The organism is Pseudanabaena sp. CCNP1317 (assembly GCF_034931345.1).
Taxonomy (GTDB): Bacteria; Cyanobacteriota; Cyanobacteriia; order Pseudanabaenales; family Pseudanabaenaceae; genus Pseudanabaena; species Pseudanabaena galeata.
On the sequence record NZ_JAYGIF010000149.1, the window covers coordinates 1 to 17,326 of the forward strand.

A 17,326-nucleotide genomic window follows, 5' to 3' on the forward strand; every position below is an offset into this window, starting at 1 on the left:
CGTAAGCGCGCAATTATTGAGTCCGTCAATGATCAACTCAAAAACATTTCTCAGATTGAGCATTCAAGACATCGCAGTTTTTTTAATTTTCTTGTCAACCTTTTAGCTGGGTTGGTTGCTTATACATATCGAGAGACTAAACCTGCTTTAGATCTTCTCTTCAAAGGCTTACCTGCTCTTCCTCCTGCCATCTTTTAGTTCGTCGAACTCACGTTAATCTATGCGATCGCTTAAATTCCCTTGCGCTTAGCTAATTCCATGAGCTTACGTTTACGCGTATTTACTTCAACTAATTGATTTCTATAGGTGAGCCATTCCTTTTCCTGTTTTAAACCTCGATATCCATTGCGTACTTGTTCTAGCCACTCGATCGCCTGTTCGTAATCATCGGATTTGCCTCGAGTAATAATATCCTCAGCTAGAGACTTCGCTTTTGTGATGACCCATTGCGGATTAGAACTAATCACTGCTTTCATGACCCGCAATCTATCGTAAGTTCGGCAATAGCTAGTATTAGCGATCTCGATCGCCTGATCAAATAGTTCCTCTTCTAAAAAGATAGCTACCTTGGCTTCACAGGTCGCAAAGGAATCTAGTTGTAATAAATATTGTAGTAAGTTATCTTTAGTCGAGTTCCATTTATTCTTAGTTAAATCGCGAATTTGATGATAATCCGCAAGAGAAGGGGTTAGTTTAAAGGCAATGATTTTAGCATTGAGCAGAGTCCCTGATTCTCCTAAACGCTCTGCTAATTGAGCTGTCCAATCTGCAAGTTCTTTTGAGCGATAACGTTTAGCCTCGGTCTCTTGTAATTGCAATCCCTTATTGGCAATATATAAAGCCTGTTTTTCAAACCCATGCTCTAATAATTTCTGAGCTATTTCAAAAGCATCATTTTCATCCCGTACATTTTCTGCAGATGCGATCGCTTCATTATGTCGGTCTAACTTAAGCAACATAATTACATAGTCTGTAAAGAAGTCTTCATCTTTAGCAAGATTGAGGTATTCATCAAAACGCTCTTGGGATTGCAAAATTTTGAGTCGAATTCTTCCTAATGGACGTAAATCTGTTTCGTGAACATATGCATTGGCTCCCTTTTGAATAGTCGTCCTTTTCCTTTGGGATTGAGTTGAGATTTGTACGGCTGGATGATTAATAATTTCAGACTTTTCTTTACCTTGCAGGACTGCTTGTAAATAGGGATCGTCCCAACCTTGTATCAAGGCGGCGAGGCTAAAGTCAAGTTCAGCACAGAGAACATCTTGTGTGCCTTCGATTTCTGTAACCCACTTTTGCCGATCCTTGACAGAAAAATCTGTCCAGAGAATCGCCTCAGCCATTTCCAAATCGAGATGATAAACCAAGTCAGAAACATCACCCAAATAGTTTTCTATTTCTTCTGTATAGTTACATAGCTCTTCCGCGATCGCATACAACATCACAAAAGCACGAAAACTATCGCCAGCCTCTAGAAATACTTTGGCTTTTTCGATCTCTTCATAAATGATGTCCGTGAAAGGATCATCTTCATCGTAATAACTATGCTCATAATTGCGTAAAGAACTTTGTAATGAATAGGATAGTTGCCGACGAAAAGGTGATCTGTCAATTTCGGGATGTTGAGTTTCTGTTTTACTAGTTTTTTTATTCGTCTTACTAGCTTTAGATTTACTCTCTTTAATATTGGTTAAAAGTTGGATCTGAATATCAATGAGATCGACTAAATCAGGTGATTGAGCAGTAAGGTTATGCAAAAGTTTACGGGTTTGTTCTAGATCTAGCTTTTCTAACATTTCGTCTAAACTAGGACGCTCTTCAATTTGTGGTCGCTCCATACCTACTAATAGAACTGCCACAATATGCTTACACCAACCACCAAAATCGTAAGGGCATGAACACTTTGCTGTTTGAATACCGCGATCGCTAAAGCCAATGCTCACTCGATAGTAAGTACTCCCTGCCACTGAAGCCTGCAAAATTTGATCTCGCAAGAATAAATCACGCACTGCCTGCGATCGCGCGTATTCTTTACCACGCTCAAAAGATTTATCGCTTGCATTTTGGCGAATCAGGGATTCACTGATCTTTAGTACAGGCATATGCAACTCATGACGTTTGTTATCGTGATTTTACTATGAGATTGGCGATAACCATTACTTCTAGTAACTAATTAAACTTTCCGACTTCTTTTGTTCTTTAATTCTGCTCTCGACTGCATTTTAAAGATAGACAATCAGGATTTATTTATCTCTGTCTTACCTAAATTTTAATGTTTGAGGTAACTGACGGATAACGTTAACCGTCAAATCAGAAATTGACATAAAATGCTTATAAATAGTCGATTTAATAATCACAAATTAATCTATATCAACGCAAGAGATAGCTAGGACATAAAACTTAAATTGCTATATGACTATTGAATCTATTTTAAAAGCCGCACTGTTTATAAAAAAATTACAAACATAAGTTACACTTCTTAAGTGTTGTTTACCAAGATATCCTGTGACCAAGATTATTGCCCTGTTTAATCAATCTGGTGGGGTTGGCAAAACCAGTCTAACCATGAATCTGGGATACCAACTTGCCCAACGCGATCTCAAAGTCCTGCTCGTTGATATGGACCCGCAATCATCATTAACATCATTCCTAGGGCTCGATATCTACCAGCTAGATAAGACTATTTACCAGTCTATTACTCAGTACGAGAGCTTACCAATCCACCACAATATTCATGGCATGGATTTAGTCCCATCCAACATTCAGTTGAGTGCTGCCGAGATGGAATTGGTCTTAGCTGAATTTCGAGAAGTGCGTCTCAAAGATGCGATCGCTACAGTTCAAGAACAATATGATTTCATTCTGATCGACTGTCCTCCCAGTCTCGCTATCCTTAGCTATATCAGCCTGATTGCGGCAACCCATGTGTTAGTCCCAATTCAAACCCATTATAAAAGTCTAGTTGGTTGTAACTTATTACTAGAAACCGTTGCTCGTGTCCGCCAAAGGGCTAACCGTAACCTTAAAGTTGCAGGCTTTATTCCAACTATGCACGAAGGACAAACCCTGCAAGCAAAAACTAGCCTTAGTACTATTCAGACCCAATTATCATCAATTGCTATCGTCTATCCTCCCATCCCAAGGACGATCGCCTTTCCTGACTCGGCTCAAATGCATGAACCTTTAGGATTACATTCCCCAAAACACCCAGTTATCGATATCTTAAATCAAATTACAGATTCATTGGAGACAATTTAATGGCTAGCAAGCGACCTTTACCAGCATATCAAATTAGCAATGTTCGCCTCTTGGATGAATTGACCCCAGCAACTAATCAGACAGTTAAAATAGATCTGATTCAATTGCCAATTAAACAGCCTCGACGATATTTCGATCCGCAAAAGATGCAGCAACTTGTGCAATCGATCCAAGAACATGGCATCTTAGAACCGCTATTAGTTCGACCTTTGGCAAATGGACAATACGAACTAATTGCAGGGGAAAGAAGGTTTCGGGCTGCTCAAATTCTTGGACTAGATACAGTACCGATAATCAGTAAAGATGTCACGGACAAAGAAGCGATCCAAATAGCTCTCGTCGAAAATTTACAGCGTGAAGACTTAAATCCTGTTGAAGAAACTGAGGCTATTCTTGAGTTATTATCCCTTTCTCTTGATATTGAGATCAGTGATATTACCTCCACTTTAAACCAATCTGCCAATGCTAAAAAGCGTGGATTAGAGTTGACGGATAACGTTACCCGTCAGCTTGGGGCGATTGAATCTTTGCTAGCTAATGTTGGCAGATTTAATGCTGAATCCTTTCGCACAAATCGTTTACCGCTATTAAATATGCCTGATGATGTTTTAGAAACATTGCGTCAGGGCAAATTAGAATTTACCAAAGCAAGGGCGATCGCCCGTATCCGAGACGAAGCTCAACGGCAAGAATTACTTGAAGAATCTATCGCTCAAAATCTGTCTCTCTCTCAAATCAAAGCTAGGATTGCTGCCATTAACTCTGTTAAAAATACGATCGCGACAGAGCCTTCTCTCAAAGATTTGATGAGCGAAGCTTTCACCACAATGAAAAAATCAAAGGTTTGGGATAATCCTAAAAAAACTAAAAAACTTGCCAAGCTACTAGCCGAAATCGAAACTTTAATTCAGGATGAGTAAAACTCATTGAGGTTATGCCGAACATATACGAACTTTCTCAAGAAGTATCTCAGATAGAAAAGTTTGAGCAAATTGCTGCTGGTAAAAACATCCAGATTGAGCGCATTATTTCCACAGGACAAACTACTCGCTCTGGACAATGGTATGACCAAACTACCGATGAATGGGTGATTTTACTGCAAGGTGAAGCCGAACTTTCCTATCTAGATGATTCGAGAATAAAACTAAAAGCAGGAGATTATCTGCTAATTCCCGCCCATACAAAGCATCGTGTTGAATATACCAGTATCGAGCCACCTTGTATCTGGTTAGCTGTGCATGGGCAATTTGCATTTTAGCTAATCCAAATCTCTTTTGAATTATAAAATCCTCCTCTTTGCTCAAGTTTGAAATCACCCAAAAGTAAACCCAACCAAATCTCCACTATTGGCAATTTTAAAGCGCTTTGCAAATCTAACAAGCGGATAGGAGAAGAATTATTAGCAATGCAATGCGCGATCGCTTCAATCCAAGCCGAAACATTCTCAGCATGAGCAGTACTAATCGCCCGTTCAAATTCCTCCTCCACACTAAGTAAACTTTCCTGTTCTAAAGCTTGAATCAAGACCTCCTTATCAATTGCGCCAACAATCGAATTACCATTTTTTGCATATTTAGGAGCCTTTCTAGGTAAACTCTGCAAAGGCTCAATAAACTGGTCGAAATCCACCACTATAGACTGACGCACATAACGATCAAAAGCATCATCAGCCATGATCGGCTCGCCCTTTACCGTACGAGAATGTAATTCCTCAAATAAAGAACTAGAGCGATCGCAAAACAAATCCGCAATTTGACAAACAGCATCTCCTGCTATTCGCAACTGCGATCGCGTATCGAGATTAACTAGAGTCAAATCTAAAAGTTTAAACATCATTAGAAAATTTGCATCTTCAGGAGATTGCCTTGCAGTCGAAATGACATCCCACAAATCCAACTCAAGCTGTTTACCTTTCATAGCAACTCTGAAAATTAATTAGGATGACAGGGACAAGGGCGCAAAGGACAAAGCCAAGGATCGAGACTTTCTTGGTTGGCAAATTTCTTGATTCCATAATTTGACTCTAGCAAAACCAATACTTTCTGCACATAAGTATGCACTTGAGTCGCAACCATCCCAGCACAATGGATTGGTGGAATTGCGGCGAACTTTTCTTGTCCTTTCCAAACTTGCGCTGCGATCGCATGAATTGGTGTATCCGTTCCCGACTGTCGATAAACCACTAATACCGCCCAATATACTGACGCAAACTCATCAATATTTACAACTAAACTTTCATCGGAATCACCGCGTTTGCGAGAGCGAATCAAATTACGGCGATCTCGATGACGGGCATAGGAACGGCGACTATAGCAAACCGCAGGATTCCAACAGCGATCGCCCAACTCACCATGAAGTTCTTGAGCCTGAGACGCAGAGAGCATCGCACACTTTTTACACTTTTCGGGGATACCTTTAGTCATGTTTGGGGAAAAATAATTTAAATAGAACTGATTAAAGATTTCCGTTAGATGTGAGGATGAAGTTTAGGTATCGTATGCTAGAACAGCAAATAATTCATTAGGTATACAATACAAATATGACAGTACAAGGAAAACTGGAATTAACCATCAAAATCAATGAACTTCCTGCTGATGTGACCGTTGATAAGAACGGTTGGAAGTCCTTTGACTTGGATTGTGACGGTCAAATCTTTAGCGTTACAGTGAAGCCCAAGGTATTTAAGAAATTAGAAGATGCACGGGCTAATTATCCGCAGTGGGTAGCGGCGATCGCGGGCAAGATGGGTGAAGTTACTGAGACAGGATTTGTATTGCTTGAGCCAAACATCCAAGTGTTTGAGAAAAAGCCTAAAGAAGCCAAACCTGCTGAAGTAGCAAGCCCCAGCTAATAATGCTACAGGAAAAATATGCCCAACCCATCTGATCGTCCTATTGACTACGCAGCGATCGCCCGTTCAGTAATGAAACCATCAGGACAAAAGCCTGCGTGGTTAGTCGAAGGTCAAGCTATATACGCTCCTAGTCACGCTCAAGGAATTGGTAAAATAACAGCTATTTTAGGTGATCGCCTCATAGCCAAATTTCCCAACTACTCAGTACCTGTAATCATCACAAACTGGCAAGAAGCAATCAGTCGTCAAGAAATATTGCCAGCTAGCAGTCAGGAAATAACAGCAGAAAATACCCGTGAACGGGAAATCTATGATGTAAGTGAAGAAGACATCGCCACGATTCCGCATCGAGAATTTAGAGAAATTGCACTCAACTTTCAAGCATCTCTTGCGGCAATTCGCGTAACGGAAAGTACAGAAGGAGAGGCTCATAGATTACCTGTGGATCTGCCTAGTATTTTGCAAGAAGCATTGAGGGAACAAGGATATACTCACCTGTGGTCACATCAAATACAGTCGCTAGAAGCGATGAGAAACGGTAAAGATGTGCTACTCGCAACACCAACAGCAAGTGGAAAAACCCTGTCATTTTTACCAGCAATTCTAGAAACTTGCATTCAAGATCCACAGGCGACTGCTCTACTAATTTTTCCTTTAAAGGCGCTAGCAATTGATCAACTGTCAAAACTTGAAGCGATCGCCAAGCCTATGGGATTACATACAGGAATGATGACAGGAGATATGCCAAAGGCAGAACGGCTAAAACTGTTTACGCCTCAAGCACCACAGATCTTGTGTATTAGTCCCGATTTACTTCACCATCAACTTAATCGCATTCGCTACCGTCACGAATGGCAGACATGGCGAGATTTCTTAACCAGATTGCGTTATGTTGTAGTTGATGAAGCCCATACATATCGTGGGAGCTTTGGTGGACATTTTGCTAATCTGATGCGCCGATTGCGATTAGCAGTTGATCGACTTGAAGGTAATAGCGATCGCATTCAGTATGTTCTAGCCACAGCGACGATTGGTAACCCGATTGAATTAACAGAGCGAATCACAGAAAGAAGCGATCGACTTGTATATATCAATCGCAGTGGCGCAAGGGCGGCAGGGCGAACAATTCTTTGTTTAAATCCTACGGCTCGAACTAACACAGAAGCTAGTCGATTGATTTTAGAATGGCTGGAAAGAGGACTAAGTGGCATTGTTTTTTGTAACACTCGCGCAGGGGCAAAGTCATTGCTAGCTCTGATGAATGCAGAATTAGAACGACAGAAGCGAGGACATCTAAAAGCATCGCTGGCTCTTTTTTATGGTTCACTACGCAGCGATCGCCGCAATCAGATTATCGAAGCAGTCAAACAAAATAAAGTACGGGTAATATTTGCCACGTCTGCGTTAGAAGCAGGTATTGACCTACCCGAATTAGATTGTTGCTTAATCAAAGGCTACCCAGGATCATTGATGAGTTTTTATCAAAGGATTGGCAGAGCAGGAAGGCATCAGCATGGGCTAGTTGTTTTTCTACCATCCTTGGGAGATTCGCTTGATTATTACTACGGGAGCAATCCCCAGATGCTTCTTGATGGAGAAGTTGAACGCGCTCTTTGCAATCCCAACTATCACTCAATTCTCAGTAAGCATCTCCGTTGTGCGGCAAGTGAAAGCATGATTCCTGCGGATGAAATCAAGCAACGTTTCGGTGATAACGCGGGTAATATTGCTGATGAACTTCTTAATCAAAAAGCATTACAAATCAACGAGAAATCAGGTGATCTCTTTACCCATGACCGCCCGCATAACTCGGTTAATCTGAGGGGAGCAACACAAGATTCAGTCATGTTGGTAGATGGTAATACCAATCAAGAACTTGAGGAACTATCGCTACTACAGGCTTATCGTGAAGTATTTCCTAATGCGATATATGCTATGCAGAGTAACGATGGAAATTTGCAATATTACCGATCGCGATCGCTAGATTTAGAATCCAAACAAGCGAGCCTGATCCCCATTGATTCAGAGCCAAAACTCCGCACACAGGCTACACAAGACATGACTATTAAGCCATTGGAGCATCTGCGTGAGCCAAGATTAGTTGCTTTAAATCTCAAAGACAGTAAATTACGCTTGACCCTTAGCTGGGCTGAAATTACGAATCATGTAACGGGATATAACTTGATCAGCAAAGTGAGAACAATTACCTGTAGCCATCCCCGTTGTTCACGCTACCATCAACCAATGCAGTCTGATATTTGTACCGCCTGTAGCAAACCAACTAGATTAGCTGAAATTACAGAAGTCGAAGAAGAAAATCTATTTGATGTAGCTTATACGACTCACTATCAAGCCCCAGTATTGAGGATTGAGATGAATTTAGAGTTGTCGGAGCCATTACAAGAATATGCCAATAAACTCAAACAACAGATAGAGAATCAATTTGGCACTGATATTCCTTCAGAACTTATATCTCTATTTCAAACTAATCCTGCCGATCTAGCTTTGCATTCAATCTGTCATCAGATTGGGATTGCCGTGCCGTTAATAGTGCTTAGCGATCGACAAGATCTGAATAGCTATTGTGAGACCGAGAAAAATCGCATCAATACATTAAAGACAATTGCCTATTTTTTTGATACGACCGATGGCGGTAATGGTACTTGTGAGGAATTATTTGATCGTTTTGAAGCGTTTGCTGTTCGGGCTGCTCAATTAGTTGAGGCTTGTAATTGTCAATATGGTTGTCCAAGATGTCTCACGGATGCGCGTTGTCCGCAGGATAATCAAGCTTTGAATAAAGCATTAGGTTTGTTCTTGCTCCAAGCAATTAGTGATGAATCAGAATATTTTTAAATGATCGCTCTGTTGGTTGGTGCGATCGCGTATTTGGACGTGATGTACTAGCTGTGCCTTGTTTTGATGATAATAATTCGCAGTTTTATATATGTTCTAATTGTGGAAGTTGTGGCAATTCTTCACAGTCTAGCTCTTATTCTTGTCAGCGATGCTTAAAGCCCAAATAATGCGAAGCGCCGCCTCACATTATTTAGGTTTTAAACTGGCGATAGCTAGAAAATATGTGATAATCGAATTTTAGGATTTTTTGAGAAATAGATTCAAGTAAGGATTTATGCCATTTTATCAAGCTCAAACTCAAAATCAAGCTCAGCCGTTGCCAGAACAAGGGCAGCTAGTAAAGGTGCGCGGACGGACTTTTGCGGTGATGAATGTTCAAGCTTCGGGCATGAGTGCTAATCCTGTCCATCTTGTTAGGTTGCCGACTCATCACTTGCTAACCCTTGCTTCGATTGAGGATGAGGGATTGGGGGAAGAGTTGGAGGTGGTGTGGGAACTAGAGAAGGGGGCAAAACTTTTTGAAGAGAGGGAATTGCCCTATCCCAGAGCGTTGGATCGTCCTGAAGTCTTTTCCGCATTTTTGGATGCGGTGAAGTGGGGGGCGGTATCTAAAGGTGATCGCCAAGGTGTGCAGTCACCCTTTCGCAGTGGCATTGATATTGAGGATTATCAACTCGATCCTGTGGTGCGGGCGGTGCAAATGCCAAGGGTGAATTTGCTGATCGCCGATGACGTGGGCTTAGGGAAAACCATTGAGGCGGGACTGGTGGCGCAAGAGCTAACCCTGCGACAAAGGGCGCATCGGATCTTAATTGTTTGTCCTTCATCTTTGCAGGTGCAGTGGCAAGAGCAGATGCGCGATAAGTTTGGCTTGGACTTTCGGATTGTGAATAGTGAGTTGATGCGAGATTTGCGGCGGCGGCGGGGGCTGCATACTAATCCTTGGGGGCATTATCCCCGTTTGATTACTTCCATTGATTTTATTAAACGCGATCGCCCTTTACGGCTATTGCGCGAATCATTGCCATCGGAAGGCGAATCAATTTATCCGAGACGCATTGATCTGTTGATTGTCGATGAAGCCCATAATATTGCACCGTCGGCGGGTGGAAGATATGCGATCGATTCGCAACGAACGGGAGCAGTCAGATTTTTAGTTCCCCATTGTGAGCATAAATTATTTCTATCGGCAACGCCGCATAATGGTTATAGTGAGAGCTTTACGGCGCTACTGGAGCTATTGGATTCTCAACGTTTCGCTAGAGAAATTCCACCCGATCCTAAGCAATTGAACTTGATCATGATCCGTCGTCTCAAGCGAGAGTTGCCGCCCAATTGGGATGGCACGCCGCGATTCCCTGATCGCATTCTAGAGGCGATCGCTGTCCCTTATACCGATGCGGAGCGTGCCGCAAATCGCAAGCTCAATGAATATACAAAATTGCGAAGAGATGGGGCGACTAATAAACTAGAGCAAACTGCGACAGAGTTTGTCTTGAAATTACTCAAAAAACGTTTATTCTCTAGTCCTCAAGCTTTTTTGACTACCTTAATCAAACATGAGGAATCACTCAAAAAGGGTAAAAATTCATCAAAACGTCTAGCACAGCCAACGGTGGGACTATTGCGGCGACAGATTGAAGATATTGAAGAAGAATTTGCCGATGATGATCTCTATGAAGAATCAACATCGACGGCGATCGCCACAAGTACAACGCTATGGCGATCGCTATCGGTGCAAGAGCAAAATTTACTCTCAGATTTAAAGGCTTGGGCGGAACAAACTGCGCGTCAAGTTGATAGCAAAGCTGAACAATTATTGGCATGGATAGACCAGCATATTCGTCCCAATGGGCAGTGGTCAGAGGAGCGTGTAATTATTTTTACGGAATATCGGACTACGCAAAAATGGTTGGCGGATTTGTTGCTGAGTCGTGGGTTAGGACAGGGCGATCGCTTGATGACGCTCTATGGTGGCATGAATAGCGACGATCGCGAAAAAGTGAAAGCTGCCTTCCAAACCGATCCTAAAGTTTCACCTGTGCGGATTTTGCTGGCGACCGATGCGGCTTCTGAGGGTTTGGATTTACAAAATTTCTGCTCGAAATTAATCCATTACGAAATCCCTTGGAACCCTAATCGCATGGAACAGCGCAATGGACGGATTGATCGTCATGGTCAGAGGGCGGATAAGGTACAGATCTATCACTTTGTGGGACAGGGCTATCAAAATCAGGTGATGCGTGATGTGAAGGCGGGTGATCTCGAAGGCGATCTTGAATTTTTGATGCGGGCGGCTTTGAAAATTAATAATATCCGTGAGGACTTGGGCAAGGTTGGCCCTGTAATCGCCGCACAGGTGGAGGAGGCGATGCTTGGTAAGCGGGTAAGGCTCGATACGGCTCAAGCGGAAAAGGATGTAGAACCGATGCGCCGCTTGCTCAAATTTGAGCGACAGGTACAAAAGGATATTGAGAAACTCAAGGAAAAACTTGATCAAACCCGTCAGGAGTTGCGCCTTGAACCGAGCAATATTCAATCGGTGGTACAGGTGGGCTTGCGTCTCGCTGGGCAGCCCGAATTGATTCCCATTGAACACGATCCCAAGGCTTTCTATTTGCCAGCATTTCGCGGTAGTTGGGCGGTGTGCAATCAGGGTTTAGCCCATCCCCATACAGGTGAGATTCGTCCGATTACCTTCGATCCCGATCGCGCTAGACATAAAGATGATGTGGTTCTCGCTCACCTCAATCATCGGTTAGTGCAGATGTGTTTGCGGTTGCTCAGAGCCGAGGTATGGTTGCGGGGAGAAACGAAAAAGTTAAATCGTGTTACGGCGCTGCAAATTCCCAATAGTCTCAGTGCTGAGCCTGTAGTGGTTGCCTATGGGCGGCTCGTGATTTTGGGTAGCGATCAACAGCGCTTGAATGAAGAGGTGATTACGGTGGGTGGTGCGATTCGTGGCGGTAAGTTTGTGCGCTTGAATGTCTTGGAGCTAAATCAGTTATTACAAAGTGCCACGCCTGACCCCGTGCCAGAGTCGGTTTCTCAAAAACTGATCGGGCTGTGGGATGTTTACGCCGAACCTTTAAAAAAGAGTCTCGAAAGTCGGATGGGCGATCGCCAAAATTCTTTGCAAAAGCAATTAGCCGATCGCGCTCAACAGGAAAGTGCTGATATTGAGACAATTCTCACGGAACTGCAACAGAGTATCGAAAGGGAACTTGCGGATACAGACAAGCCGCTCCAACTTGATTTGTTTAGCAGTGATGAGCGAGAACAGTTTGAGCGCAATCGTCAGGGTTTAGAGTTGCGACTGAAGCAAATTCCTGGTGAACTTAAAAAGGAGCAGGAAATTATTCGCCAAAGGTATGCTGACCCGCAGCCGAGGTTATTTCCCTTAGCGATCGCTTTTCTTGTGCCACCAAAGTTGTTTTAAAACGTATATGTTTAGAGGTATTTGTAGGGGCATAGCATTCCTGCCGATATCTCTAAATTTCACTACTATTTATCAACAGGAATGCTTTGCCCAGACCTTTCGCTATAATAATCTACCTATCAACTGCGCGAGAACGAAGAGGGTAGAGCATTTGCGTATCAAGATTTTCTCTGAATTTCTAACTTGTCGCGCAAATGCTCTACCCCTACGAGATCTTAATTTTTAATGTATTTACATCACGTCTAAATCTATGTCGATCGCCCGTCATCATGCTGAATGGTTAAGCCTCCTTGATATTGTTGGCTCGTTTTTGAGTATGGAGGTATTGCTAGAGGTATTTCCGCAGGGGTTGAGCGTCCATGATAGTGAGCATTTTGCGCTCTTGAAACAGGTTTATGCAGAATGGGGAAATGAGCAGAGCGATCGCCGTATTGATCGCCAAATTCATCGGGCATGGGTGGAATGGGTGCTGGTGAATACGCTGGGCTATCCGCAGGAATATCTGAAGACGGGGCAGGAGATTGCTAATCATTGGCGGATTAGGATGGAGCAGCATCAGGAAACGATTGCGCCTGATTGGGTATTGGTCGATGCTCATGATCCTAATAAGGTAATTAAGCCTGAGTTGTTGATTCAGATTTTTGAACCGAGTCAGAAACTGGATGGAACTTATAAGGGCATAAATAAAGAATCGAAATGGTCGGCTTCGCCTGTGACGAGGATGGTGGAGTTGTTGCGGGGGCTGCGGGTGAATTTGGGATTGATTACCAACGGCGAAGAATGGATGTTGGTTTATGCGCCGCAGGGTGGGACTTCATCGACGGTTTCTTGGTATGGGAATATCTGGATCGAAGAAAAGATTACTTTACGCGCATTTCGGGATTTGTTGGGTGTAGAGCGCTTCTTTGGGGTGCAGGAGCAGGATACTTTAGCGAGTCTGTGCGATCGCTCTAAAAATTCGCAACAGGAAGTTACCGATCAACTGGGGCTACAGGTACGCAAGGCGGTCGAAATCCTGATTCAAAAATTAGCGGAAATTGATGCCGATCATCAGGGGCGAATGTTGGCGGGGGTATCCATGCAGGAGCTATATCAGGCGGCTTGTTTTGTGATGATGCGGTTGGTGTTTTTGCTATGTGCGGAGGAGCGTGGGTTATTGCTATTGGGTGAGGATCGCTATGACAAGAATTATGCGGTTTCGACTTTGCAAGAAAATCTCAGGGCGATCGCCGATCATAGTGGTGAGGAGATTTTAGAACGTCGTCATGATGCTTGGTGTCGGTTGATGGCGCTATTTCGGGCGGTGCATGGTGGTGTTTATCATCCTAATTTTAAGCTGCCTGCCTACGGTGGTGATTTGTTTGATCCTGATGCGTTTCCGTTTTTGGAGGGCAGATTTGAGGGGCATGATGAACCGATCGCAGTGGATAATCGCACGGTGTTACATCTGTTGGAGTCGTTGCAAATCCTGAGAATTAAGGTGGCGGGGGGTGGTTTTGAGCCGCGCCGTTTGAGTTTTAAGGCGATCGAGGTGGAGCAGATTGGTCATGTCTATGAGGGTTTGCTAGATCATCAGGCGGTGCGATCGCTGTCTACGGTGTTGGGTCTGGAGGGAACGAAAAATAAGGAGCCTGAGATTTTGCTAGAGGATCTGGAGGCTTTGGCGGCGCAGGGTGAGGAGGTGTTGGTTAAGTTTCTGAAGAAAGAGACGGGACGGGGTGAGGCGGCGTTGAAAAAATTATTGCCCTCATCCCCCCAGCCCCCTTCTCCCAAGGAGGGAGAAGGGGGAGCAAGAGAATTTACTCCCCTCTCCCTTAATGGGAGAGGGGCTGGGGGTGAGGGCTTATCCCATTACGAGGAGTCGCGTTATTTGACTCGTTGCGGTAATGATTTGCAGCTTTGGCATCGGATTAAGCCTTTTTATCGACTCATTCGCAAGGATTCGCGGGAGTACCCTGTGATTATTAGTGCGGGGGCGGTGTATGTGACGGCGGGGACGGATCGGCGGGAGTCGGGGACGCATTACACGCCGAAGGCTTTGACGGAGGAGATTGTGCGCTATACGTTGGAGCCGTTGGTGTATGTGGGGGTGAGTGAGGGTTTGCCGCAGGGTGAATGGAGGTTGCGATCGCCGCAGGAGATTTTGAGTCTCAAAATATGCGATCCGACGATGGGTTCGGGGGCGTTTTTGGTGCAGGTTTGTCGGTTTTTGGCGGCGCGGTTGTTGGAGAGTTGGGAAGGGTTGGGAAGCCCTCACCCCCTAGCCCCCTCTCCCAAGGGGCGAGGGGGAACAAGAGATCTTTCTGGCTCCCCTCGCCCTCTGGGAGAGGGGCTGGGGGTGAGGGAAGTCTTCACGGTGTTTGGCAATATTTCTAAGCCTGATCTTGATGAGGCTTTGATTCCTGATGATGATTTGGATCGGTTGATTGTGGCGAAGCGGTTGATTGCGGAGCGTTGTGTGTATGGTGTGGATAAGAATCCTTTGGCGGTGGAGATGGCGAAGTTGTCGTTATGGTTGGAGACTTTGCAGAAGGATAAGCCGTTTACGTTTGTGGATCATGCGTTGCGGTGTGGGGATTCGTTATTGGGTTTGACGAGTCGAGAACAGTTTGAGAAGTTACATCTAAATCCTGAAAAGGGTAACTTTACGGGGCGTTTGGTTGCGCCAAAGATGAAACCAGTTTTGCAAAAGGCGATCGCTGAACGTTTGGGGTTGAAAAATTTAAGGGATGACGATCGCGCTTTGAAGGAGGCTAAGTTAAGGGAGGCGGATCGGGCGATCGCACAGGTTCGATATATTGGTGATAGTTTGATTGGTGAGTGTTTTGCCAAGGCGAATAAGGCGGAAAATCTCAAGGCGGAGGATTTGCAGATTTTGTTGGAGACTGTGGTTTTGTTGAAGGATGAGCAGGAACGCGATCGCGAAATTAGTTTGTTAAAAGCTCAAGCGGAACGACGTTTAAATTTTGATCTGTCTCAGCAAGATTTGGCGACTGATTCTAATAAGCGTAGGGTTCCTTTTCATTGGATTTTTGAATTTCCCGAAATTTTCCTCGATCAAGAGAATGCGGGTTTTGATGCGATTTGTGGCAATCCGCCGTTTATGGGTGGTAAAAAGATTACGGGGGCAATGGGAACTGCTTATCGTGATTTTCTTGTGGAATGGGTTGCGAATAATGTAAAAGGGAATGCGGATTTTGTGGCTTATTTCTTTTTGCAGATTTCGCGATTATTGAAAGATGATGGTTGTTTTGGTTTGGTTGCCACTAATACGATCTCGCAGGGTGATACAAGAGAAATCGGTTTAGATCAGGTTGCAACTAAAGGAAAGATTTATCGCGCTATTCCTAGCCGTCCTTGGTCTGGAACTGCGGCGCTAGAGGTTGCTTATGTTTGGGCTAAAAAAGGTGATTGGAAAGGAAAATATTTTTTAGATGATCAGCCAGTAGAAGCGATTACACCATATCTCACAGTTCAGAGTTCTGAATTAGGTAAACCAAATCGATTAGAGTTAAATAGCGGTAAATCTTTTATTGGATCTTTCGTTTTAGGAATGGGATTTGTGCTTGAACCAGAGGAAGCTAAAGCTTTGATTACGAAGAACCCTAAAAACAAAGATGTTCTCTTTCCCTATCTCAATGGTTCAGATTTAAACAGCAATCCTGATCAATCTCCAGCACGGTGGGTGATTAACTTTTTTGATTGGGCGTTATCACCAGAGCATGATGATCCGAAAAATCCTAAAGGTGCGCCCTATGCGTCTGATTATCCTGATTGTTTAGAAATTGTTGAAAGACTGGTTAAGCCTGAGAGAACTAGATTAAATGAAAAAGGAGAATTTGCGCTCAGAAAGCCATTACCTCAAAAATGGTGGATTTATGCAGATAAAAGACCAGCACTTTATGAGGCGATCTCGCAATGTGATCGGGTTTTAGTTTGTGCAAGAGTAACCAAAAATTTGATGTTTTCATTCGCTTCCAAAGACTATGTGTATAACGAAATGCTGATAGTTTTTAATGAATCAAAATATTATCTTTTTTCTTTTCTTCAATCATCAATACATGATTCTTGGGCATGGCAAAATTGTTCAACTCTAGGCGCAGGGATGCGATATACTCCCTCAGATTGTTTTGAAACCTTCCCATTGCCAACCCTCACCCCAGAAATAGAAAAAGAACTAGAAACAATAGGAGAGAAATATTACAGCGATCGTCAGCAGATCATGCAAACCACCCAACTCGGACTCACCAAAACCTATAACCGCTTCCACGACCCCAACGACACCGCGATCGACATCCAGCAACTTCGTGAACTGCATATACAGATGGATTACGCAGTAATGAAAGCTTATGGGTGGGGGGAGCAATTGCGAATTACGAATTACGAATTGGGAGTTGAGGGAGAGCAATTCCCGTTGGCTCATGGGTTTCATCAAACTAAACAAGGACTAAGATTCACCATCAGCGAAACAGCGCGGCGTGACATCCTCGATCGCCTCCTTGCCCTCAACCATCAAAGATACGCCGAAGAAGTCAAAGCAGGACTGCATGACAAGTCAAAAGGAAAAAGGAAAAAGGAAAAAGTCGTACAGGTAAACAAAGATCAATATGAATTAGAAATGTAAAAACCTGTAGGGGTAAAGCATTTGCGCCACAATCTTGAACAATCATAAATAACCTCTATCCGCAAATGCTTTACCCTCTTCTATTTGCTCTGTCTACGTTTCAGGGTTTCGATCCCCCCCAGCCCCCCTTAAAAAGGGGGGAGAATAAATTAAATTTTCTTCTTCCCCCTTTTTAAGGGGGATTGAGGGGGATCTCTTAGAGTCCGCGATTTGGGCAAAGCATTCCCATTGACAAATTTTCAGTAAACATCATCAACCCCTGCGGGAATGCTTTGCCCCTACCTGAATCAAT

General features: G+C 43.6%; 11 protein-coding genes. 8 read left to right on the forward strand and 3 right to left on the reverse strand.

Annotation, left to right across the window (positions count from 1 at the left end; genetic code table 11):
- Window positions 1-198 (forward strand): transposase (locus tag VB775_RS22590; protein WP_323216972.1); only part of this gene is annotated, 198 nt, incomplete at its 5' end.
- A gap of 32 nt (window positions 199-230) precedes the next feature.
- Here VB775_RS22590 and VB775_RS22595 read toward each other — a convergent pair.
- The gene (locus tag VB775_RS22595) at window positions 231-2,102 is read right to left on the reverse strand and encodes an SWIM zinc finger family protein (RefSeq protein ID WP_281009493.1); all 1,872 of its coding nucleotides are present in this window, start codon (window positions 2,100-2,102) and stop codon (window positions 231-233) included.
- Between the two features lie 403 nt (window positions 2,103-2,505).
- Here VB775_RS22595 and VB775_RS22600 point away from each other — a divergent pair, with 403 nt between their 5' ends.
- The 3 genes from VB775_RS22600 to VB775_RS22610 are packed head-to-tail and all read left to right on the forward strand — an operon-like array spanning window position 2,506 to window position 4,516.
- Window positions 2,506-3,258 (forward strand): ParA family protein, encoded by a 753-nt coding sequence (locus tag VB775_RS22600; protein WP_281009494.1) that lies wholly within the window; start codon window positions 2,506-2,508, stop codon window positions 3,256-3,258.
- Window positions 3,258-4,178: a ParB/RepB/Spo0J family partition protein gene (locus VB775_RS22605; RefSeq protein WP_281009495.1), complete on the forward strand. Its 921-nt coding sequence runs from the start codon at window positions 3,258-3,260 to the stop codon at window positions 4,176-4,178. Before VB775_RS22600 ends, VB775_RS22605 begins: the two co-directional genes overlap by 1 nt.
- 14 nt (window positions 4,179-4,192) lie before the next feature.
- Window positions 4,193-4,516 carry a cupin domain-containing protein gene (locus VB775_RS22610; RefSeq protein WP_281009496.1) on the forward strand — a complete coding sequence of 108 codons (324 nt, stop codon included), beginning with the start codon at window positions 4,193-4,195 and terminating at the stop codon, window positions 4,514-4,516.
- Here the strand turns inward: VB775_RS22610 and VB775_RS22615 are convergent.
- Window positions 4,513-5,175 (reverse strand): hypothetical protein, encoded by a 663-nt coding sequence (locus tag VB775_RS22615; protein ID WP_281009497.1) that lies wholly within the window; start codon window positions 5,173-5,175, stop codon window positions 4,513-4,515. The genes VB775_RS22610 and VB775_RS22615 overlap by 4 nt on opposite strands.
- Before the next feature lie 14 nt (window positions 5,176-5,189).
- Window positions 5,190-5,681 (reverse strand): hypothetical protein, encoded by a 492-nt coding sequence (locus VB775_RS22620; RefSeq protein WP_281009498.1) that lies wholly within the window; start codon window positions 5,679-5,681, stop codon window positions 5,190-5,192.
- A gap of 116 nt (window positions 5,682-5,797) precedes the next feature.
- Between VB775_RS22620 and VB775_RS22625 the strand changes: the two genes are divergently transcribed.
- The 4 genes from VB775_RS22625 to VB775_RS22640 all read left to right on the forward strand — a co-directional run bounded on the left by VB775_RS22625 (window position 5,798) and on the right by VB775_RS22640 (window position 17,034).
- A complete protein-coding gene (locus VB775_RS22625; RefSeq protein ID WP_281009499.1) occupies window positions 5,798-6,109 on the forward strand; it encodes a fertility inhibition FinO-like protein in 312 nt (103 codons plus the stop codon).
- A gap of 18 nt (window positions 6,110-6,127) precedes the next feature.
- Entirely contained in the window at window positions 6,128-8,968 is a 2,841-nt protein-coding gene (locus VB775_RS22630; RefSeq protein WP_281009500.1) for a DEAD/DEAH box helicase, read from the forward strand.
- 277 nt (window positions 8,969-9,245) lie between these two features.
- The gene (gene drmD, locus VB775_RS22635; protein ID WP_281009501.1) at window positions 9,246-12,410 is read left to right on the forward strand and encodes a DISARM system SNF2-like helicase DrmD; all 3,165 of its coding nucleotides are present in this window, start codon (window positions 9,246-9,248) and stop codon (window positions 12,408-12,410) included.
- A 250-nt stretch (window positions 12,411-12,660) separates the two neighbouring features.
- Window positions 12,661-17,034 (forward strand): Eco57I restriction-modification methylase domain-containing protein, encoded by a 4,374-nt coding sequence (locus tag VB775_RS22640; protein WP_281009502.1) that lies wholly within the window; start codon window positions 12,661-12,663, stop codon window positions 17,032-17,034.
- Window positions 17,035-17,326 lie beyond the last annotated feature (292 nt).